This is a genomic window from Paenibacillus sp. CH40, assembly GCF_024213605.1.
Lineage (GTDB): Bacteria > Bacillota > Bacilli > Paenibacillales > Paenibacillaceae > Paenibacillus > Paenibacillus polymyxa_B.
Genome location: NZ_JANAVQ010000005.1, coordinates 62,814 through 82,323 on the forward strand (window position 1 = coordinate 62,814; position 19,510 = coordinate 82,323).

Below are 19,510 nucleotides of genomic sequence, written 5' to 3' on the forward strand. Positions count from 1 at the left end.
CGGGAAAGGCGGTCAGAATAGCTTGTTTCAAATCGGTGGTAAAAACTATGAATTGTTGCAGGATCACAAGAACGGGTGGAATCCCGAAGCGTTTCGTGATCGGTATAGTGAAGTGCTGGATCGCTATGATTACATTATTGGTGATTGGGGTTACAATCAGCTACGTCTGAAGGGCTTTTATCGAGACGGTCATCCCAAAGCAAATAAGGATACATCTATAGTGGTACTGGACGATTACATTAATGAATACTGCAATTTTGGCTGTGCCTATTTTGTGTTGCAAAAAAGCCGTGAAGTGGTTAATAAAAACGGCGCCAATGATGAAATCATTGCTCCAGATATTCAGCAGTTGGTAGATGCTCAAAGGGAACAAGCGGGAACGTTAGAAACCGAAGAGCAGCAAGAAGTATTGCAACATACAGCTGAAGAACAGGAGTGGCCGCAACCACAGCAGGATTCCACAGCTACAGAGGAATCGCGAGTGGAGCAGCCTCGAGAGTCCCGAGAACCACGTGAGTTGCAACGTCGGGAACCGAAGGATGCCCAAGAAGTACGTGAACGACAGCCGCGTGAAGCTCGCGAAATTCGTCCATCCAGAGAAAGACGTGAAGCAAAGGATGGACGGAATCCGGGTGAAGGGCAGCAAACCCGTGAACCACGCAGACAGCGCAATCAGCAGGGAAGTTTCGATAAAAAGGAATCGCGTGGACCACGCTATGAGCGTCAGTCAAAGGAAAATCGGGAGGGACGGCAAGTTCGTGTCTCTCGTGAATCTGAGGGCCAGCGTCAGACCCAGCCAGCTGCTAAAGCCGAAAGAGCTGAGGGTAGTAAAAAGAATAAGACATTTACAGCTCCACAACAAAACGGTTCCTGAATTTTCAGGAACCGTTTTGTTTGTAAAAAAAGAGCCAGAGTCGGCTCTTTTATAGGTTCTAATTAAGAAAAGCGTTGCGTACTCGATCCCAAAATGGGAAAGGACGGTAACGAGCGAAGCTGATCTTCTGACTTGCGACCTGACATCGAACAGAGATTAAGTCATCGACAGGAAAGTTCAGGTGATCTACTGTCAATAAAAGACGCTGATCTTTCCGTGAAAAAATATCACAATGATGGTGTTTGGGCAGTAGCAATGGCGATCCCAGTGTCCGATACACGCGGTTATTAATGGAAGCGATCTCAGTCAATTGCAATGCTTCAATGGTGGGGTGAACCATAGCTCCGCCAAGTGCTTTATTATAGGCGGTCGTTCCAGAGGGGGTAGAAACACATATACCGTCACCGCGAAACATCTCAAAGGTGATATCGTTAATATCTACTTGGGCAACGACAGTGCCATCCACCCCTTTTAACGTAAACTCATTCAAGGCAATAAAAGAAGCATTGCCTGACTTCTTGTGAATTTCCAACTCAATCAGTGGATACTTAACGATTCTCGGGTTAAGCGGTCCCTCAGATCCGCTTTGGCTCATCAGGTGGATTAGCTCCTCCAGCTCGTCCGCACGCCAATCAGCATAAAAGCCCAGATGACCGGTATGTACACCAACAAAGGCAATATCCGGAATGCGGTCGATGAAGGTATGAAACGCATGAAGCATCGTACCATCGCCTCCAATAGACACGACGATTTCCGGCGATTCGGCATCCAGCTTGAAATTCTTTTCTTGGGCAAGACGGTGAAATTGCTGACTCAAGTCCATGGAGTGCTGATCCCCGCGATCCAGAACATAATATCTCAAGATGAAAAGCTCCTTTGTCATGGGTATATATCGATCATAATCAATTATGAGCAAGAACACAATCGTTCATTGCCTGTGTGTTCTTCTCAAACGTATGTATAAGCGACTTGTACCCACACTCAACCATGAGAGACTAAGCATTCCAGCCAGTATAAAGGCAAGAACTAGCAGACTTTGCAACAGCATGGCGGACGAGAAGCCAGGAGACCACGCGATGTCGTATATTGGAGAAAAGACTGGAGAGCTTCCCTGTCCCATCAGAGGCCGCCATAACACGAGAGCTAGCAGTGCTGAGATGATGCCATGCGCAGCCCGGGCCAACAAAAATGGCATATAGCGGAGATTTGTCATATTTAAAATACTTGCAACCTGCGCATGAACCGACAGCCCGCCCCAGGAGAGAACAAAAGCGGCTGCGGCTACCTTGAATGGTAACGCTGCTGCCGTGGCTTCACCTGCGGCTTGCGCTCCTAAAGTGACTTCGAAAATACCACCCACGATGGACTCCGTTAACGTAGGAGGAAGACCACATGCAGTCAATAGGCTTGCCGTAAGCAGATGAAGCCCGCTCATTAAACCGGAGTTCGTCAAAGCTTCTAAAATGACGCAGAAGAATACAACTAGCCCTCCTACGACAATAATAAGGCGTAGGGAGGAAGTAATCGCCTGACGAAGTAACTCACCCAATGGGCGACCATCTTCCAAACGAGCTGTATGCATGGCATATAATGCTTGGCGTAGGGGGCCAGGCTGCCTATTGCGACCTGCTGCTTTTGTATTCGTGGACTTCGACCAGGCTTTTTGAGTAGGTTGAGGCCGGTCGCTGCGAGTATCTGTTTCCCCTGAACGGGAACCGTGGAAGCGCATAAGCAGCCCGATGATGAGCACGCCACCATAATGGGCCGCGCCCAGTACGAGTGCAATTTCTGGTTGATGGAAGAAGCCAACGGAAACCGCACCGATCAAAAATATCGGATCAGAGGAAGTGGTAAACGCGACCAAACGCTCTCCTTCAATGCGTGTGATCCATTTTTGCTCCCACAGCTTGGCTGTTAGTTTAGCTCCAATCGGGTAACCGGATGCGCAGCTGACCGCAGCGACAAACCCCCCACAGCCAGGTACACGGAATAGAGGCTGCATCAGCGGATCTAACAGCGCACCTATGAAATGAACAATGCCGAAACCGAGGAGAAGCTCGGAAATAACGAAAAACGGGAATAAAGACGGAAACAGCACGTCCCACCAGATGGCAAGCCCCCGAAGCCCGGCATTCAGAGAAGATTGCGGGTATACAGCCATAAGCATAAATAGGAATAGCAGTGTAAGGATGAGCAGAGGAAGCGAGTAACGACGGTATAGCGACATAGAGGCCCCTCCTTTGGAGTTGTACTAATATACCTATGCCGGGGATGGACAAAGAGTACAAAAAATCAAAGAAAACGATTACATCTAATGCTGTATTTTTGTAAATAGTATGTTAAAATAGGAAAACAACGATCCATAACCTTAAGGATGGAGTGATCAGGATGAGTATCGTTGCCGGTCTGTTCGTATGTGCTTTTGTGTATGTTATTCGTGCCTCTCTCGTCCATCCCGGTGAAGAGGATTGGCGGAGTTATTAGTTGTGTTTATAGAATGACGAAGCTGTGTGCAACGAAGCACACCCTCTTCATATGTTAAATTGATAAAATGACGCTTATTTTTAGCGTCATTTTTTGTTTTTTGTTATAATACGGGTGTATATTTATTACCATAGCACAGAAAGTTGGAGAAAAGTGAATCCTAGCCTGAGCATTTATGACAACCTTGGGGGTGCGGAAGGTGTTCGTGCTATTATTGAGGCCTTCTACCCGAGAGTTTATAAAGATCCGTTGTTAAGTCCCCTGTTTCCTAAAGACATGGAACCGGTTAAGGAAAAGCAGTATATGTTCCTGAGCCAGTTTTTTGGAGGACCGTCTCTTTTTTCTGATGCATATGGTCATCCGATGTTACGTGCCAGACATATGAAGTTTCCCGTAACGGAGGAGCGAGCAGAGGCATGGTTGTCTTGTATGGCAGGTGCGTTAACGGATACGGGCATTGAGGAGCCGCTTCGTTCAATCATACTTAACCGTTTGTCTGGTCCTGCGCATCATTTTGTAAATACCCCGTAAGCATTCGGGGATTGCCGAATTTTGGAGAGGGTTGTAAAAACATTGGAACTTGAACCGTTATATCAGATCAAAATCGCTTGCCCACATTGTGAAGAAGAATTTCAGACATCCCGTGTCAGACCAAGCCTAAAGAAGGCCATTCGTACGGATTCAGATTTTTGTGCTTATTATAAGAATGAAAATCCGGATTTTTATGTCGTAAGGGTCTGTCCTCATTGTGGATTTACCTCGACAGAGCACTCTACCGTTCAGTTAAGCGATCAGCAAACCAAGATATTTAAGGATAAAATCGGTAACCGCTGGCAGTCTCGCGAATATGGCGGGCATCGTAGCTGGGAAGAGGCATTAGAAACGTATAAACTGGGTTTACTCTGTGCCCAGGTCATCGGAGAAAAGGAACGCGTAGTAGCCAGTATATTACAGCATATCGCATGGATGTACAGATACCAGGGAAATGAGGAGCAGGAGCTTCGCTTTCTCAAATTTAGTCTGGATTCGTATGTTCGGGTCTATGAGCTGGAGGGTGTCGGGGCGAATAATGCCAAACTGCTTTATCTGATTGGTGAACTGCATCGACGTACAGGCAACTTTCACGAAGCGGTACGCTGGTTTTCGCGTGTCATTAATGACAAAAAGATTATGGATGCAGCTATGATCCGGGCTTCCCGTGAACAGTGGTCTGTACTGCGAGAACAAATGTTGGCTAAAAATTTCCAACTGCCGGAGGAAATGCAGGACGCAAGCTCCTCTTGAAGAAATAAAGGTGTGCACTATGGCCGATTTAGGCTCATGGTTCACACCTTGTTTGTAAAACGGGTTATCTTATCTTACAACTGCCTCATGAATTAATGATGACGCAATGTGGTATCTGACAGCAAATAATCGTCATCACAATCCACCAAAGTAACCTTGTTATGGCAGCATGGAAACACAAGCAACTTTTTCATACCTTCGTGTATGAGCTTAAGTTCTTTTGGCTTCAGGGGCAGCAAAACATTATCATGGTCGCAAAACGGACAAGACTGTACATAAACGTCTCCCATGACGATGTCATAAGGCCAGGTTTTATGAAAAGGGATCATGATTTGTTCGATTCTCCGCCGTTCGGGTCAGCGGTTTCCTCTTTAGCCAGTTCGGCCAGCTTTTGCATCAAAATGTGCTGGGGTGTATGCATAAGGTGTTCCAGCGGAATGCCGAGCTTTTCGGATAATTTCACAGCCGTTTCCGGCGAAATTTGTAAGGGTCTCATCCTGTTTTCCTCCCAATTGTAGTGATTTACGATCACGATGTAACTTTATTGTATATGAAACCACATGAATTCGCCAAAAAAGAAAGGTGGAACTATTATGAAAACACCGTTAAAGCAAACATGGGATCTGGAATCTATTTTTAGCGGAGGATCTTCCTCTGCCTCATTTCATGCATTTTTGGAAGAAATGGAGAGCAAGGTCCAACAGCTGCAATCCCAGCTTAAAGCAGCCAAAGTACCACAAACGGTATTGGATACCGAGCGTCTGGATAGTGTACTGAATAGCTTACAGGAGCTGTTTAATGGTGCGTCGCAGGCGGGTTCCTTTGTCTCTTGTCTAACTGCTCAAAACCAGCACGACAAGCTGGCTGTTCAACTGGGGGCGCGTGTCAACACGCTGTATGCCCAAGGGAAAAGTGCTTTAGTATCTTTCCAGAACTTGCTGGCACAAACCAGTGAAGACATTTGGCAGAAATGGATGGAGCGCGAAGCTATCCAGCCGATTTCTTTTGTCCTGACCGAATATCGGAACGAAGCACGTGAAAAAATGGCTCCTGAGCTGGAAAGTCTTGCATTGGATCTCGCAGTGGATGGCTACCATGGCTGGGGCGACTTTTATGATACTATTGTCAAAAATATGACGATCCCCGTGCCGGAAAATGGCGAGATCGTAAACTTGTCTGTAGGTCAGGCTGCTAATAAGCTGGATGAAGCAGATCGCAGCGTACGTAAAGACGTGTTTGCACGTTGGGAAGAGGCATGGACTCAGGTAGAGGACTATTGCGCGGATACATTGAATCATTTGGCAGGCTTTCGTCTGAAGCTATATGAAAAACGAGGCTGGACAGATGTGCTTAAGGAACCGTTGGAAATCAGCCGTATGTCTGCACAAACGCTGGATACGATGTGGCAGGTTATTAATGAAACAAAGCCTATTGTAGTCAAATACTTGGAGCGGAAAGCAAAACTGCTGGGCTTAGAGAAGCTTTCCTGGCATGACGTTGAAGCTCCGCTGGGGACATCAACTACTAAAATCCCTTACGACGATGCTGCTGTAACGATTGTTGAGCAATTTGGTAAATTTAGCTCGAGAATGGCTGACTTTGCCCAAATGGCTTTTGAGAAAAGCTGGATCGAAGCAGAGGATCGTCCAGGCAAACGTCCGGGCGGTTTCTGTACATCTCTGCGTCTGAGCAAAGAGACCCGTATTTTTATGACCTATGCCGGATCACCATCCAACGTTTCGACACTGGCCCATGAGCTCGGACACGGTTATCATCAGCATGTGATGAATGAATTGCACCCATTGAATCAAAACTATGCCATGAACGTAGCTGAGACGGCATCAACGCTGGCAGAACTAATTGTATCAGATGCTTTGCTGGAAGCTGCCGAGGGTCAGGAGAAAGTCGCTTTGCTGGAGGATAAAATTCAGCGTGGTGTAGCCTTCTTTATGAACATTCATGCTCGTTTCCTGTTTGAAACCCGTTTTTACGAGCTGCGGAAAAAAGGAGTTGTAGGAGCGCAACAATTAAGCGAGTTGATGGAACAAGCGCAGCGTGAAGCGTTTAGTGGTATCCTGGATGAGGCTCATCCTCATTTTTGGGCATCCAAGCTACATTTCTATATTACGAACACTCCTTTCTACAACTTCCCGTACACATTCGGGTATATGTTCAGTGCAGGAATTTACGCTATTGCGAAGGAAAATCCTGACGGCTTCGCCGACCAATATGATGCCTTGCTGCGTGATACGGGTCGCATGACAGTCGAAGAATTGGCTTCCAAGCACTTAGGTACCGATTTAACACAGGCTGACTTCTGGCGTAATGCTGCGCAAGTTACTGTTCAGGATATTGAGCAATTTTTACAAATGACAAAATAACAGATTTACACTTTTGAAAGGTCTCCCATAAGGGAGGCCTTTTTTGTGATTTTTGCAGAAGATGATGAACAAAGTCGCAAAATGTCGAAGTGTAATTAACATTACCTGTTGGCGAAATTTAAAATGATGGATATACTTAGAAAATAGTTATAAATACCCAATTATGTTGGTTTTGATTGTAAGGTTAAAAATCTTCGCATATAATTGAGCCGTAAGACCTATTAATTATTTCTTGATAAGGTATATAGGAGGGTTTTTGTAATGGATGAAGTAGGTCAATTGTCGTTAGCAAGGCAGATGGATATCGTTTTAAAAGAACTGGATAATGAACTGGCGGGTTTGTCCTCAGGTATCGTATTTGTACAAATACGTAACAATGTAGTTGGGAAATTTGGGATTCGCCATAACCCGCTTGCAGGTAAAGGGGGCACATTTGCAGCAGTAGAACCGGGGTTATCAGCAAAGCATCGGGAGGATTTTCGGCGTATGGCTCTAGAAACGCTAAATCATAAGCGTAGCTGGACTCATGGTGAGATTGCTTTCGATTTTGCCATTAGACAAGGAACGATTTTGGTAGATGCAACACTGGAGTCCAACTACAACATGGCGAATCTCATGATCCGCTACAACAAGCCTACATACCGAGCGGCTAATTCCGAATAATTCAATTAAAAAAAAGTAAAGAAAAGGCGGCCTTCCTAAGGAAGACCGCCTTTGTTATATACCCGTTATAACACATTTTGGTAAATTACGATGAACGGAATGCTCATGTGGAATAATGACGCTTATTGACCTGAACGACCTGATAATTGCTGTTCGGCCAGCTGTACCAAGCGTTTAGTGATATAGCCTCCCAGAGAACCAGCTTCACGGGATGGCATGTCACCGTAGTAACCATCTGCCGGAATGGTGATGCCCAGCTCTTGTGCAGCTTCATATTTCAATTGTTGCAATGCGTTGTTGGCTTGAGGAACAACTAGGTTGTTACTGCGACGGCTTCTGCCTTGATTAGCTTCATTCATGTGTAGTCACCTCCTTCGGCTGTGATGAGGTTAGTATGCGACAGAGTTATGAAAATATGCGCCGAAGGAAGAAAAGTGACTAGAGGAAAATTACGGATATATGATATGAATTTGAGTTTTGAGATCGATGGATTGCTGAGGCTCCAAACGGATCAGTCCGGCTTCCCCGACAGGATCAGGTGAATTGGGCGCATCAGGCAGACATGTATAAGGCTCAATGCAAAGATACTGGTCGCATTCACCTTTGGTATATAAAACCCAATACTTATAATATTGCTCATCTGCTGTGTAGCGGATTTGATAACCGTCGTCACGAGTCAAAAGAGCTTCAGCAGGGCCTTCCGTTGCCCGCAGCAGAGTGTCTAGATTTGTTCCTTTCAGAGAAAGTCCCGAAGAGAGCTGTTCCAAGTCATCTAACGAAGTAATGATACCTGTAGGTAGCTGTTCAGCATCCTGCTCATATACGCCGTTCACAGGTAGCTTTAGACGCCAGCGCTCAGGTTCTCCGTCCACCATAAACCAAGTGTGATATCCCAAGCCAAATGGGGCTGCTTTTTCACCCAAATTCGTTACGCGCAGCGTTTGACTTAATACAGCACCCTGCAAGCGATACGTCATCTCCAAACGTAAAGGAATGGGGAATTGTTCCATCCAGTGCGGATCACTTTCTGTTAAAAGCTCGGTAGTAACACTGCAACCTTCTTCATCCTCTTCAATATCACTGCAGCGCCAGGATTGATTACGATGCAGACCGTGTATATGATTGTCATTGGCTGTATTTCGGTCGAACTGATAAGGAACACCGTCAAACTCAAATTGTCCCTTGCGAATTCGGCCTGGAGGAATCAAAATGGGCAAGCCAAAATGATAAGGCTTTTGTAAATAGAAAGCCAATTCTTCCTCACCGGGCCGACGTACGATATCCCGGTCGAGTTTCAGATCACGCACTGAAATAATATTATTCCCGAGGCGAGGGATCATCGTAACTTCCAGTTCACCACTATGTAAAACATACGTATCGTAACCGTTCCAGTGTTCTTTGGTCACTTGTTTCATATCCATGCTCCTTTGTCCACTATAATCGGTTGAAGCTTCGTGTCATTATGATAACAGATTTTTGGTCATAGGGCACAATCGTCATTTGACAATAACATTATGCGGAATTATCATTAATGTAGTTTAGAAAGTAATGACATGGATAACGCGATGATGAGGACAAGTAAGCTTTCGCATAAGCTCTTCAGAAAGCCGGTGGTGGATGGGAACCGGTGAGCCTGCACTGCTGAATGGACCTTGGAGTGCCGTACAGAACAGGAATTTACTGTCCTCAGTATGACGGCCGATTGCTCCCCGTTAACGGAGCCTTAAGATTGCAGGCAGCCACGGAGCATAGCTCCGACAAGTAATAGGCTGACGGCAATGAATAAGGGTGGTACCACGGTCTCGCGTCCCTTGAGGATGCGGGGCCTTTTTGCGTTCTAATTTTGAAATACTGAGGAGGAAGAATATGAAAACTGTACTTTCAGGTATTCAGCCTAGCGGACAACTTACTTTGGGCAATTACATTGGTGCCATGAAAAACTTTGTCAAATTGCAAGAGGATCATCAATGTTACTTTATGGTCGTAGACCTTCATGCAATTACCGTACCGCAGGAACCGGCTCAATTACGTGAGCAGTCGGAGGCGGTAGCAGCATTATTTATCGCAGCAGGTATTAACCTGGAGAAATCCAATGTCTTTTTACAATCCCATGTCCCTCAGCACGCTGAGTTGGGATGGTTGATGACAACACTGACGAATATGGGCGAGTTGGAACGTATGACTCAGTTTAAGGACAAAGCAGCAGGCAAGGACTCTGTAGGAGCAGGGCTGTTCGTATATCCATCGTTGATGGCAGCTGACATTTTGCTCTACAACGCGGATCTCGTCCCGGTAGGCGACGATCAGAAACAGCATCTGGAGCTGACACGCGATTTGGCGGGTCGCTTTAATCACCGTTATGGAGATTATTTTACTGTTCCTGAACCGTATATCCCTGAAGTAGGGGCGAGAATTATGTCCCTGGATGATGTATCCAAAAAAATGAGCAAGAGCAATCCGAATGCAGGCAGCTTTATTGCGCTACTAGACGAACCGAAAGTCATACGCAAGAAAATCAGCCGCGCTACTACTGATTCCGGCAGTGAGGTTAGATATGATCCGGCCAATAAACCGGAAATAAGTAATCTGATGGGCATCTACAGCCAGTGTTCCGGTTTGTCACTCCAAGAAGTGCAGGATCGCTATGAAGGTCAAATGTACGGAACATTTAAAAAAGAACTGGCAGAGACCGTTGTAGCTATGCTTGAACCGATTCAGCAACGCTATCGCGACATCCGGGAATCCGGTGAGATTGGACGTATTTTAGCCCAATCCGCAGAGCGTGCACAAGAAGCGGCTGAAGTCACGCTGTCTGCGGTCAAAGAGCGCATGGGCTTTCTGCCACGTGTACGCTAAAGCATATTGAGACGAAACGGATTAGGCCTTTTAAAGGATTGGATTAGGAGCGGCGTTGTCGGGCTTTGACCACGAAACCCCAGCCGATATTGCCGACAGATAATAGCCCCAGTAGAATGGCAAGCCATGCGGAATAACTGATGGATATTGCGGCCGCGGTCAGCAGGACAATGGATGAAACGGCAAACCATAGGGATAAACCTTTGCTCATTGGTAAAAACCTCCAGTGCTCGAATGTTGAATTTCAGGAATAAGTAGTTGTAAGCGAGCCATAATAATCTTGCAAGCTTGCAATGAACCTCACTCACAAAGAACTGAAAGGAGATTCAAATATGAGCAGACGTCGTTCAAACAACCTGCAAGTACCGCAGGCCAACGCCGCTTTACAACAATTAAAATATGAGGCAGCTCAAGAACTTGGCATCACGATCCCTCAGGACGGTTACTTCGGTAATGTTGTTTCCCGCGAAACAGGTTCTCTTGGGGGATATATCACGAAAAAGCTGGTCCAACAAGCAGAACAATCCTTGTCGGGCAGCAGCCGTTTGCAGTAATACACATAAACACTCCATCTTGGAAGCTGTATTATGAGCAACTGTGATGAAGAAAATCCGGAGCGATCATGCTCCGGATTTTTTTACGCATGGCTTATCACCATTGTGAATCACGCAAGTCCGCTTCGTCAAGAGGGCGCTTTCATGAGATGTGATTTATTACGCGTATGGCCAAAAAAACAGCAAGCTCCAGATGAAGGGAGACTTGCTGTCTGTTGTTCATACGGCTTGTTGTTAGCTTGTAGGCAGGTTTTAATTCGTATGCAGGGAAAGGCGTTTTTGCATCTTTTCGTCACTGAGCCATCCAATATAGCTGTTGATCAGTCCGAACTGCTTATCCATCGCGACCACAGCCACGAATGGATATTGTCTCCGGTGTCGGTACCTGACGTCTCCCCATCGCACAATGTAGCCCCATTCCAGTTCTTCCACCTCGGCAACGGCAAAGGAGGAAAAATAGCGAAATGCCTGCACATCGCGATAGGATTTGGATGCTTCTACGGCAGGATGTGTGGATGGAATTGCATGTTTCGTCCAAAATAAGTGTTTGCCATTTAAACCGCCAATGTCATAACTTCCATTCTGATGAGCTTTTACCACATGCCACCGGTTCCATGATACGGTGGGAATGATATAATAGATGTCGCCCTCCTGACGCTCATTGTCCATATCACGTACCGCTTTCCTGGTTATAAAATGACTCCAGGTTCGCCAAATGTAATATAGGCCAATAATAACGTACAGCGTAATAAATAAGGGAGCGGGTGAAATCAATCCGGTGACCCACAGCATAATCGCAGCAACATGGGTGCCAAAGATAAAGGGATCGAAAATATGGATGATATTCCAAGATATCCACTTGTTTGTAAACGGCCGGAATGCCTGTGTTCCGTACGTATTAAATAAATCTGTGAATACATGCAGGCAGACAGCAATCGTTACCCATAATGCTACATGACCTGGGGGCACATCTCTGAAGATCAGGCAAATCAGTCCTGTTATGGACAAGATCCATATCAACCAGAAGGGAATTGAATGCGACAGTCCACGGTGATTGCGAATGTAGGCTGCATTGTTTTTCAACCGAAGCAAAGTGTCAAAATCCGGAGCTTGTGACCCTACGACTGTAGCGAGCAGTACGACTGCGGCCAACTTTGGATCTCCGGCGACGACAGGATCAGTGTAGGCCAGCCCGGCCAATCCGATTCCCATGACAAAGTGTGTGGCTGTATCCATATCTGTCGCTCCTTTTGTATTGTTTCCTGTACTTATTACTACCCAAATTTACTGTAAACGATCAGCAGGGGCGATTTGCCATCGGAATTGTGAACGTTTTGTGCGTTTTCTGTCAAACTTTTTGGGGTAGGTATATGATAAAATTTATATCGGAGTTCAACTTACTCCCGAATTCATACATCTCTAAGGGGGAGTTACTCACAATGGATAATATAAGTTATAAGACTTCTTCGGATGCGGCTACCTATTCTGTAAAATCTAAACCACCCGGCAAAGCGGGCACTTGGAAAGATTTTATTACAGTTACCAAGCCAGGCATCCTTCGTACCAATCTGGTTGCAGCCTTTGGTGGTTTTTGGTTAGCATCGCAATGGGACGTTGATTATATAAAGCTAATTCTTACACTTTTAGGTACAATGCTGGTTATGGCGTCTTCTTGTGTTTTTAACAACTATTTTGACCGTGAGCTGGATTTGAAAATGGAACGTACACGTAATCGCTCACTGCCAACAGGGCGTCTGACCCCTACCACGGTGTTGTCATACGCTATTATTTTGGGTGTTGTCGGGTTAGCTGTTCTATTCTTCTTCTCTGGTGTAAAGGCAGGATTACTGGGATTACTTGGTATGTTCGTTTACGTCGGTATTTATACACTTTGGTTAAAACGTTCGTCTACATGGAGCACATCCATCGGCGGTATTTCTGGTGCAATGCCTCCTGTGATTGGTTATGTGGCCGCTTCGGGTCGTATTGATATGGGCGCTTGGCTCTTATTCGCTCTCCTGTTCTTATGGCAGCCGCCTCACTTTTGGGCACTTGCTATTCGCAGAGTTGAGGAATATCGCGCAGCAGGATTTCCGTTGTTGCCAGTCGTAAAAGGTATCCATCGGACCAAGATTCAGATGATTCCTTATATTGTATTGCTGATTCCGGTACCCATCCTTATGTATGCTTATGGATATGCCGGTATGATTTTTATGATCGTGTCCGTGTTACTGTCCGTGCTGTGGGCATTCTACGCCTTTAAAGGTTTTACGATTAAGGGAGAAGAAACGGATTCCTGGGCAAAAAAAGTATTTTTCTTTTCCATTAACCATCTGACACTCAGCTTCTTGCTGATGATCGTCGATACGGTTCATAAGTTCTAATATCATTTTAGAGGCTTTTTATAGTGACCATATAGCTGTCCAACAGGCATGAAAGCAGCCTGAGGACAGCTTTTTTGTTATTTTCAAGACTAAAGAACAGGTGGCGGGTATATAATGTATTCTTCCAACCCTGCTTTTTCCAATTGAGCGATCACATATTCGTCTGGAGTGCCTTCTACGCCAGCGTATCCTTTGCGGGTATACATATGGCAGGCATCCGGAAAAGAGTCTGCAAGCACACCCCTTATTTTCTTCCCTGAGCTGTCATTGTCCATAAATAAAAATATTTCGTCGTGCTTGGCCCGCTTGTGGAGGGATTCCAGTTTTATAGAGTTGAGTGTACCGAAGGTGCATAAAATGTGAACCTCCGGGTCAAGTAATCGGCGAAGTTTGCTGCGGTCATTTTTCCCTTCAACAATCACGGTTATCGCCATTTAAGCTCACCCCTTGTCTGATACATATGCTCGAAATTCCCCGGGAAATGAAGAATATGTGTATAGTGTAGCTCCAAATAGGGTTCTCATGCAAAAAATAACAAAACAGCCTGCCAGAAGTGGCAGGCATGGGTACAAGGGGCAACATGTTAGGGCAATTCAGACATTAAAACCAGCAAGTACGGAGAATGATGACGAGCAGAATATAAAGAACAAGAATGGTGCCAGTTGAAGTTCCAAAAACAGGGCAAGGGCTTACAGGATGACAGTGGCTCACAGGCTGCACCTCCCTTTGTTAGTGAATGTTCAGTCAAAATAGTCTATGTGGATAGGGGGATAGTGTACTGTGCATTTGCCCTCTGAAACGACATTTTGGGCTTTAAAGGTAGCATATTAGCATACCACTGCCCTCAGACTAGCTAGGAATGATAAGGTCCTGAGGCGGACAGTGGCGGCGTCGGAGATAATCGCTTAATAGGAACGAATAGCAGACCAGCCATCAGAATTAGAAATGCGATGAAAAAAGGAGAAATGTGATCGGGTAGCTGACCTGCCAGTACAGGTCCGGCAAAGGAGCCGATAGATGTTGCAATAGACTGTAGTGCAAAGGTTTTGCCCAGTCGCGCACCTCCAATTCGTATGAAAAGGGAGGCTAGCGCTGGGAAAATGATGCCTTTGGCAGTTCCCAAAATAAAAAGTATAATACCCATCGCCGCTTCGGGCGTGGTGGCGAGTGCGTAAAAACTTAGAGACATCAAAATAATGCCACAAAGTAGTCGCACCATTGGTGAATATTTGTTCAGAAACAGCAGGCTGAGCGTACAAAGTGCTCCCAAACTGATGATGGAAAAGAGCAATCCGGTGGACATCATGGACGCAGAACCGTTATTCCGTAATGGAATTTCGTAAAATAAAATGCCTTGTGCACACGCCAAAACAAAAGGCAGGAGCAGGTAACGCCAATTGAATGGTAAGCGCGTCTTCTGTGCCCCGGATAGCGGAGCAGGTGTCGCATGACCATCAGATAATTGGGCCTGTGGAGCGGGTGCTGTTTTGGGCAAGGTGAAATAAGCCATAAGCCCCGTGACTACGAGAATGATGCCAAGGGAACTAAACGTCTCACTAAAGCCGAAACTGGCTACGATAAAAGCGCCAGCGGCTGGAGACAGGACAGAGGCCAACGTGTGAACGACACCATGTCCCGACATATATTTGCCCTGCGTAACTGGATGATCGGATAGCTGTGCCAACATGGCTAGACAGGCCGGAGATAAAAAGGCCAACACAAAACCGCTAATCGCCCGAAGAAAAAGTAATTCCCACGGTGTGTGGATGTATGATTGAATGACAAGAATGATGCCTGCGGCTGTTAGGCTGAACATAATATATCGGCGGCTCCCGTGTTTGTCGACCTTGGGGCCGGCCATCAAATTACCAGGCAGATGAGTTAGAGAGTAAATCCCCATCATCCAGCCAATAAAAGTAGGTGCTGCACCCAGGGAGATAGCGAATGGTGTCAAAATAGGATATTGTGCATGCAGATCGAAAAAAGCAATGAATAAAAAGAGATACAGCCAGAGGGCTGTTTTCATGGGATGACCCCCTTCCCTAATGTAAACTTTCATGTTGCACGACGTATTGGCCCTTCCTAAGTTGTACGCTGGAATGGACGAACATAGACCACTTTGTATGGACAAGAATTGAATAACAAGGTATGTACAAGAGCTAAGCTGACAGGGCATCACGTAATCATGTATAATTACAGAGACAATTTTGTGATTTAAATGATGTAGTTGAAAACGGGAGTGTAGCGAAATGGATAAGGGCGTCTGGACAGAGTTTTTGGAACATAATTGGCAGATCGTTCAGGATAACTGGATGTATATATTAATTGGGCTTGTCCTACTGTTAGTCATATTAAAGATTGTAAGAACTCTCGTAAAATGGCTGATTGTCATTGTCGTAATTGCAGGCTTGCTTATCTACAGTGGCATTTCCTTTGAACAGGTCGGCAAGGTCGTTACTCAGGCAAAGGATGATGCGATTAACAAGGTTCAGAGCGAGGCTTTGAACATGATGATCAAAGAGGGACGGGATGCCCAATACACATCCAACGCGGATGGTACGTTTTCGGTAACCAGCTCCAACCTGGAAGTGAAAGGTCCATTTGATGGTGACAAGGTCAAGGTATGGTTTCAGGGGATGTCGCTGGGCGAGTGGAGTATGGGCGATACCGTTAAGAAATATATCGAAGGTGCGAAAGGCTCGGCTGTAACACAGTCGCCACAGTCGCCGTAGAGACAGGAGGAACACAATGAAACCATCCTGGCTGGAGCCTATTCTTCATTGGAATGGCGTGACGGTGTTTTTGATTGTCATTGTACTGCTGTCGTTGATTCAGGGCTGGAGACGAGGAGCTTCCAGATCTGTAGGGGCGCTGTTCAGTCTTATTGTGGATGGCATACTGACTGTGGCGGGTATTTTGTGCTCGCTCGGATTAGCCATGTGGCTTTCACCGAAGGTACAACAATGGCTGGCGGCTTACATGGAACATTTGCCTCAGCGAGAACTAAGTGGGATTGAGCAATTTTATTATACGTTGGTGGCGGGGTTAGAGGGGTTTCCGCTGCTGCGGTTCGCCGTATTGTTCATGCTCAGTTATGCGATCGCCCAATTTGTACTACGTGCAATTTATGTGTTGATGGTAGGTGGCAAGTCAGATTCTTCTTTCCATGAGCATGAAAAAAAATCAGGCTTTTTCAGCAGGGTGGCAGGGGCTGGAATAGGTGCTCTTATTGGTGGAGCACGCGCTATCATGGTTATAGCCCTGCTATTCATCGGCGTAAGTCTGTATCCAGACAGCGGGTTTAGCAGCTACGTCCAAGCTTCACCGATTTATAAGCAGGGAGCGCAATCGGTCATTGAGCCGTTGTCCGGGACTCTGATTAAGGATAAATTGCCCGTATTTACGCAGGCCGTTACCAAGGAATTAAATGGTATCCTGCAGCGTAAATACGAAATGATTGACCGGGAAATTCCGAACGATATCGGTCAGGCGTCAGCCAAGATTACGCAAGGGATGAGCGGTGATGAGCAAAAAGCCAGAGCGTTGTATGAATGGGTAGGTACTCGTATTAGCTATGATTTCAGTAAGGTAGAAGCCTATGAGCAGCGTGGTGACTGGCATGAACAGACCCCTAGAGATACGTTTGATACACGTAAAGGAGTCTGCATTGATTATGCCCGCCTGTATGCGATGATGGCTCGGTCGCAGGGACTACAGGTCAAGGTGGTGACAGGGCTTGGTTATAACGGACAGGGAGGCTACGGTTCCCATGCATGGAATGAAGTGTATTTGAGCGCACAGGATCAGTGGGTACCGCTAGACCCGACCTGGGCGCAAAGTGGGGACTGGTTTAATCCGCCTGGTTTTGCCCAAACACATATCAAGGATAAAGTGATTTAATAAGGAGTGGAAAAGGGCACATGAGAAAGATAGACAACGAGCAGGGAAAAGACAACGAGGCGTCTGATCGAAAAAGATTCAGCTTTCGGATCAATCTGTTCTTTTTCAGCTCGTTCATTATATTTACGGTCATTATTGTAAGACTGGCGATACTTCAATTTGTAGATGGACCTCAGCTTAAGCAGCAGGAGGCCAGTAATGTTACCAAAAATGTACCACTTACGCCGATTCGCGGAACGATTTATGATTCCACCGGGCAGAATAGACTGGCGTATTCTACACCTGTACAATCGCTGTATATCACACTCTCCAAGAACTATAGTGACAGTATGGAAAAGTTACGTAATCCTGATAAAAAGCTGTTGCCTGAGCTGGAAAATATGACGCAAAAGCTGGCAAATCGGTTTGCTCAATATGGTAATAAAGATGAGCCGAAAATGACGGCAGAACAAATTATGGACGCTATGGACCGGAACTATCAGCGATTTAGCGGTTTTACGCCGCGTCTGATTAAAACCAATCTTAATAAAGATGAAGTTGCCTATTTTATGCAGCATAAAAGCGAGTTTCCTGGGGTAGATGTCGTAGAGGAAACGGTACGTCATTACGATCCAGATACGGTAGCTGTTCAAACGGTTGGCTACATTAAAAGCTATAAAAGTGCGCGTGAAACGTTGGATAAATATAAGAATATTCAAAAATCCATGTCAGCTGAAAACGATCCGGGTCTCATCTATATGGATAACGAGTCTGTAGGCTTTGATGGATTGGAATTCCAATATCAGGAACAGTTACGAGGGAAAAATGGCTATAAAACCGTTCCGATAGATCCGCGTAATATGCCGGAAGGTGTAGATTCTGTTACTCCTCCGCAAAAAGGAAATAATGTCTATTCCACGATTAACAAAGAAATTCAGGTTAAGACTGAAAATGCCATTATGGATCAATTGAGATGGCTCCATTCACACGCTGTATCTGGCAGGACTCATCCTTATGCGAAAACAGGCTTTGCTGTCGCGATGGAAGTGGATACTGGTAATGTGGTAGCCATGGCGAGCATGCCGGATTATGATGCGAATTACTGGCAAACGGGTACAATTTCCACAGATAAATATAAAGAGATTGAACATGTGTATCAAAACGCCACAATTAAGAACGTTGGCTCTGGCCAATCTGGACAGCACCCTGATTCTACTGTACTTCTCGGATCAACTATTAAACCGCTGTCCGTTCTTATTGGATTGGAAGAAGGACTGTTTACAACAAATACGTACTATCAAGATACAGGAGCGGCTTATTTCGGACGTAACAACTCCTCACGGGTGCGCAACTCATCTGGTCATGTGTACGGTTCAATGGACCCGGCAACCGCTATTCGCCATTCCTCCAATGCCTTTATGGTCGATATGGTTGGCAAACGCTTATATAACAAATACATCAACAATGCCGCAGAAGACCAGGGCGTTAACGTATGGGATCGTTATATGAAGGAGTTTGGATTAGGTGTTTCTACTGGAGTAGACTTGCCCGGTGAGTTCCGGGGTTGGCGGGAGTACACGAGTAAATCAGAGTCAGCACTTTCTAAATTGGCATATGCATCCTTTGGTCAACAAGGTAAATATACACCTATGCAACTTGCCCAATACACAACGATGATTGCTACCAAGGGCAAACGGATGGAGCCGCATTTGGTCAGTCAAATTAAAGATACCAGCGGTAATGTAGTTCAAACGTTTAAGCCGAAGGTACTGAATGAAGTGAAATTTCCGGATGCTTATTGGAATGAAGTTATACGCGGGATGTCAACAGATGTCAGCGCATTTAAAGGTTTCCCTTACGACTTTGCTCGTAAAACGGGGACATCGCAGCAAAGTGTAGGAAGAGAATTGAAAGATAATGGAGTATTTATCGCCTTTGCACCACGTCAGAATCCCAAACTTGCAGTAGCGGTTGTTATTCCTGAAGGGGGCTTTGGGGCCTGGAGTGCTGGGCCTGTGGCACGCAAAATCTTTGATGCTTACGATGAAGTGTACGGTCTGGACGGTGTTCCAAAGAAAAAGGATGAAACAGCAACCGATCCTAATGCAATCAAACAGCCATAATCCTTTTATACGATGTCATTTCATGAAA

21 protein-coding genes, 1 pseudogene and 1 other annotated feature are annotated in these 19,510 nt (G+C 45.7%); of the genes and pseudogenes, 11 read left to right on the plus strand and 11 right to left on the minus strand.

Going from position 1 to position 19,510, the window contains the following annotated elements:
• Window positions 1-22 precede the first annotated feature (22 nt).
• Complete coding sequence (locus NLX73_RS16175; protein WP_254326695.1) at window positions 23-874, plus strand: YutD-like domain-containing protein; 852 nt, start codon at window positions 23-25, stop codon at window positions 872-874.
• Between the two features lie 58 nt (window positions 875-932).
• Here NLX73_RS16175 and NLX73_RS16180 read toward each other — a convergent pair whose 3' ends face one another.
• Both NLX73_RS16180 and ylbJ read right to left on the minus strand, forming a co-directional pair.
• Complete coding sequence (locus NLX73_RS16180; RefSeq protein WP_013372943.1) at window positions 933-1,736, minus strand: NAD kinase; 804 nt, start codon at window positions 1,734-1,736, stop codon at window positions 933-935.
• A 66-nt stretch (window positions 1,737-1,802) separates the two neighbouring features.
• Complete coding sequence (ylbJ, locus tag NLX73_RS16185; protein WP_254326696.1) at window positions 1,803-3,101, minus strand: sporulation integral membrane protein YlbJ; 1,299 nt, start codon at window positions 3,099-3,101, stop codon at window positions 1,803-1,805.
• Window positions 3,102-3,511: 410 nt separating this feature from the next.
• Between ylbJ and NLX73_RS16190 the strand changes: the two genes are divergently transcribed.
• Window positions 3,512-3,889, plus strand: coding sequence for a globin domain-containing protein (locus NLX73_RS16190; RefSeq protein ID WP_023990208.1), 378 nt, complete (start codon window positions 3,512-3,514; stop codon window positions 3,887-3,889).
• A 21-nt stretch (window positions 3,890-3,910) separates the two neighbouring features.
• Window positions 3,911-4,642 (plus strand): DUF2225 domain-containing protein, encoded by a 732-nt coding sequence (locus tag NLX73_RS16195; protein WP_254326697.1) that lies wholly within the window; start codon window positions 3,911-3,913, stop codon window positions 4,640-4,642.
• Between the two features lie 92 nt (window positions 4,643-4,734).
• Here NLX73_RS16195 and NLX73_RS16200 read toward each other — a convergent pair whose 3' ends face one another.
• Together NLX73_RS16200 and NLX73_RS16205 are read right to left on the minus strand one after the other, a co-directional pair.
• Window positions 4,735-4,971, minus strand: coding sequence for a hypothetical protein (locus NLX73_RS16200; protein ID WP_023990206.1), 237 nt, complete (start codon window positions 4,969-4,971; stop codon window positions 4,735-4,737).
• Window positions 4,968-5,138, minus strand: a complete 171-nt coding sequence (locus tag NLX73_RS16205) for a YycC family protein (protein WP_013311864.1) — start codon at window positions 5,136-5,138, stop codon at window positions 4,968-4,970. Before NLX73_RS16205 ends, NLX73_RS16200 begins: the two co-directional genes overlap by 4 nt.
• A gap of 97 nt (window positions 5,139-5,235) precedes the next feature.
• Between NLX73_RS16205 and NLX73_RS16210 the strand changes: the two genes are divergently transcribed.
• On the plus strand, window positions 5,236-7,023 hold the full coding sequence (locus tag NLX73_RS16210) for a M3 family oligoendopeptidase (RefSeq protein ID WP_250266634.1): 1,788 nt from the start codon (window positions 5,236-5,238) through the stop codon (window positions 7,021-7,023).
• 261 nt (window positions 7,024-7,284) lie between these two features.
• Window positions 7,285-7,686, plus strand: a complete 402-nt coding sequence (locus NLX73_RS16215; protein WP_013311862.1) for a hypothetical protein — start codon at window positions 7,285-7,287, stop codon at window positions 7,684-7,686.
• Between the two features lie 122 nt (window positions 7,687-7,808).
• Here NLX73_RS16215 and NLX73_RS16220 read toward each other — a convergent pair whose 3' ends face one another.
• Both NLX73_RS16220 and NLX73_RS16225 read right to left on the minus strand, forming a co-directional pair.
• Window positions 7,809-8,045, minus strand: a complete 237-nt coding sequence (locus NLX73_RS16220; protein WP_013311861.1) for an alpha/beta-type small acid-soluble spore protein — start codon at window positions 8,043-8,045, stop codon at window positions 7,809-7,811.
• Window positions 8,046-8,135: 90 nt separating this feature from the next.
• Window positions 8,136-9,101 carry an aldose 1-epimerase gene (locus NLX73_RS16225; protein ID WP_250270224.1) on the minus strand — a complete coding sequence of 322 codons (966 nt, stop codon included), beginning with the start codon at window positions 9,099-9,101 and terminating at the stop codon, window positions 8,136-8,138.
• A 141-nt stretch (window positions 9,102-9,242) separates the two neighbouring features.
• Window positions 9,243-9,501, plus strand: a binding site (T-box leader).
• 51 nt (window positions 9,502-9,552) lie between these two features.
• On the opposite strand from NLX73_RS16225, the gene trpS reads away from it, so the two are divergent.
• Window positions 9,553-10,542 carry a tryptophan--tRNA ligase gene (trpS, locus tag NLX73_RS16230; protein ID WP_254326698.1) on the plus strand — a complete coding sequence of 330 codons (990 nt, stop codon included), beginning with the start codon at window positions 9,553-9,555 and terminating at the stop codon, window positions 10,540-10,542.
• A 43-nt stretch (window positions 10,543-10,585) separates the two neighbouring features.
• Here the strand turns inward: trpS and NLX73_RS16235 are convergent, their stop codons facing one another.
• Entirely contained in the window at window positions 10,586-10,753 is a 168-nt protein-coding gene (locus NLX73_RS16235; RefSeq protein ID WP_007431986.1) for a hypothetical protein, read from the minus strand.
• Between the two features lie 121 nt (window positions 10,754-10,874).
• Between NLX73_RS16235 and NLX73_RS16240 the strand changes: the two genes are divergently transcribed.
• A complete protein-coding gene (locus NLX73_RS16240) occupies window positions 10,875-11,096 on the plus strand; it encodes an alpha/beta-type small acid-soluble spore protein (RefSeq protein ID WP_013311857.1) in 222 nt (73 codons plus the stop codon).
• Between the two features lie 252 nt (window positions 11,097-11,348).
• Here NLX73_RS16240 and NLX73_RS16245 read toward each other — a convergent pair whose 3' ends face one another.
• Entirely contained in the window at window positions 11,349-12,332 is a 984-nt protein-coding gene (locus NLX73_RS16245; RefSeq protein ID WP_254326699.1) for a metal-dependent hydrolase, read from the minus strand.
• Between the two features lie 203 nt (window positions 12,333-12,535).
• On the opposite strand from NLX73_RS16245, the gene cyoE reads away from it, so the two are divergent.
• Complete coding sequence (gene cyoE, locus NLX73_RS16250; RefSeq protein WP_254326700.1) at window positions 12,536-13,480, plus strand: heme o synthase; 945 nt, start codon at window positions 12,536-12,538, stop codon at window positions 13,478-13,480.
• An 89-nt stretch (window positions 13,481-13,569) separates the two neighbouring features.
• Here cyoE and NLX73_RS16255 read toward each other — a convergent pair whose 3' ends face one another.
• From NLX73_RS16255 to NLX73_RS16265, 3 genes and pseudogenes are all read right to left on the minus strand, one after another.
• Window positions 13,570-13,914 (minus strand): toprim domain-containing protein, encoded by a 345-nt coding sequence (locus NLX73_RS16255; protein ID WP_235308411.1) that lies wholly within the window; start codon window positions 13,912-13,914, stop codon window positions 13,570-13,572.
• Window positions 13,915-14,080: 166 nt separating this feature from the next.
• Window positions 14,081-14,149, minus strand: a pseudogene (locus NLX73_RS16260) (YjcZ family sporulation protein); the annotation flags it as partial.
• Between the two features lie 184 nt (window positions 14,150-14,333).
• A complete protein-coding gene (locus NLX73_RS16265; protein WP_254326701.1) occupies window positions 14,334-15,506 on the minus strand; it encodes an MFS transporter in 1,173 nt (390 codons plus the stop codon).
• A gap of 223 nt (window positions 15,507-15,729) precedes the next feature.
• Between NLX73_RS16265 and NLX73_RS16270 the strand changes: the two genes are divergently transcribed.
• Genes NLX73_RS16270 through NLX73_RS16280 form a run of 3 tightly spaced genes read left to right on the plus strand, consistent with a single transcriptional unit; the run spans window position 15,730 to window position 19,482 of the window.
• Window positions 15,730-16,212, plus strand: a complete 483-nt coding sequence (locus NLX73_RS16270; protein WP_071558288.1) for a hypothetical protein — start codon at window positions 15,730-15,732, stop codon at window positions 16,210-16,212.
• Window positions 16,213-16,228: 16 nt separating this feature from the next.
• Window positions 16,229-17,380 carry a transglutaminase domain-containing protein gene (locus NLX73_RS16275; protein WP_254326702.1) on the plus strand — a complete coding sequence of 384 codons (1,152 nt, stop codon included), beginning with the start codon at window positions 16,229-16,231 and terminating at the stop codon, window positions 17,378-17,380.
• Between the two features lie 20 nt (window positions 17,381-17,400).
• Window positions 17,401-19,482: a peptidoglycan D,D-transpeptidase FtsI family protein gene (locus NLX73_RS16280; RefSeq protein WP_254326703.1), complete on the plus strand. Its 2,082-nt coding sequence runs from the start codon at window positions 17,401-17,403 to the stop codon at window positions 19,480-19,482.
• The last annotated feature ends 28 nt before the right edge of the window (window positions 19,483-19,510 follow it).

Coding starts and splice junctions, on each gene's coding strand:
- ylbJ (WP_254326696.1), bottom strand. CDS start 3,101: ATGTCGCTATACCGTCGTTACTCGCTTCCTCTGCTCATCCTTACACTG.
- NLX73_RS16200 (WP_023990206.1), bottom strand. CDS start 4,971: ATGATCCCTTTTCATAAAACCTGGCCTTATGACATCGTCATGGGAGAC.
- NLX73_RS16205 (WP_013311864.1), bottom strand. CDS start 5,138: ATGAGACCCTTACAAATTTCGCCGGAAACGGCTGTGAAATTATCCGAA.
- NLX73_RS16210 (WP_250266634.1), top strand. CDS start 5,236: ATGAAAACACCGTTAAAGCAAACATGGGATCTGGAATCTATTTTTAGC.
- NLX73_RS16215 (WP_013311862.1), top strand. CDS start 7,285: ATGGATGAAGTAGGTCAATTGTCGTTAGCAAGGCAGATGGATATCGTT.
- NLX73_RS16220 (WP_013311861.1), bottom strand. CDS start 8,045: ATGAATGAAGCTAATCAAGGCAGAAGCCGTCGCAGTAACAACCTAGTT.
- NLX73_RS16225 (WP_250270224.1), bottom strand. CDS start 9,101: ATGAAACAAGTGACCAAAGAACACTGGAACGGTTACGATACGTATGTT.
- trpS (WP_254326698.1), top strand. CDS start 9,553: ATGAAAACTGTACTTTCAGGTATTCAGCCTAGCGGACAACTTACTTTG.
- NLX73_RS16235 (WP_007431986.1), bottom strand. CDS start 10,753: ATGAGCAAAGGTTTATCCCTATGGTTTGCCGTTTCATCCATTGTCCTG.
- NLX73_RS16240 (WP_013311857.1), top strand. CDS start 10,875: ATGAGCAGACGTCGTTCAAACAACCTGCAAGTACCGCAGGCCAACGCC.
- NLX73_RS16245 (WP_254326699.1), bottom strand. CDS start 12,332: ATGGATACAGCCACACACTTTGTCATGGGAATCGGATTGGCCGGGCTG.
- cyoE (WP_254326700.1), top strand. CDS start 12,536: ATGGATAATATAAGTTATAAGACTTCTTCGGATGCGGCTACCTATTCT.
- NLX73_RS16255 (WP_235308411.1), bottom strand. CDS start 13,914: ATGGCGATAACCGTGATTGTTGAAGGGAAAAATGACCGCAGCAAACTT.
- NLX73_RS16265 (WP_254326701.1), bottom strand. CDS start 15,506: ATGAAAACAGCCCTCTGGCTGTATCTCTTTTTATTCATTGCTTTTTTC.
- NLX73_RS16270 (WP_071558288.1), top strand. CDS start 15,730: ATGGATAAGGGCGTCTGGACAGAGTTTTTGGAACATAATTGGCAGATC.
- NLX73_RS16275 (WP_254326702.1), top strand. CDS start 16,229: ATGAAACCATCCTGGCTGGAGCCTATTCTTCATTGGAATGGCGTGACG.
- NLX73_RS16280 (WP_254326703.1), top strand. CDS start 17,401: ATGAGAAAGATAGACAACGAGCAGGGAAAAGACAACGAGGCGTCTGAT.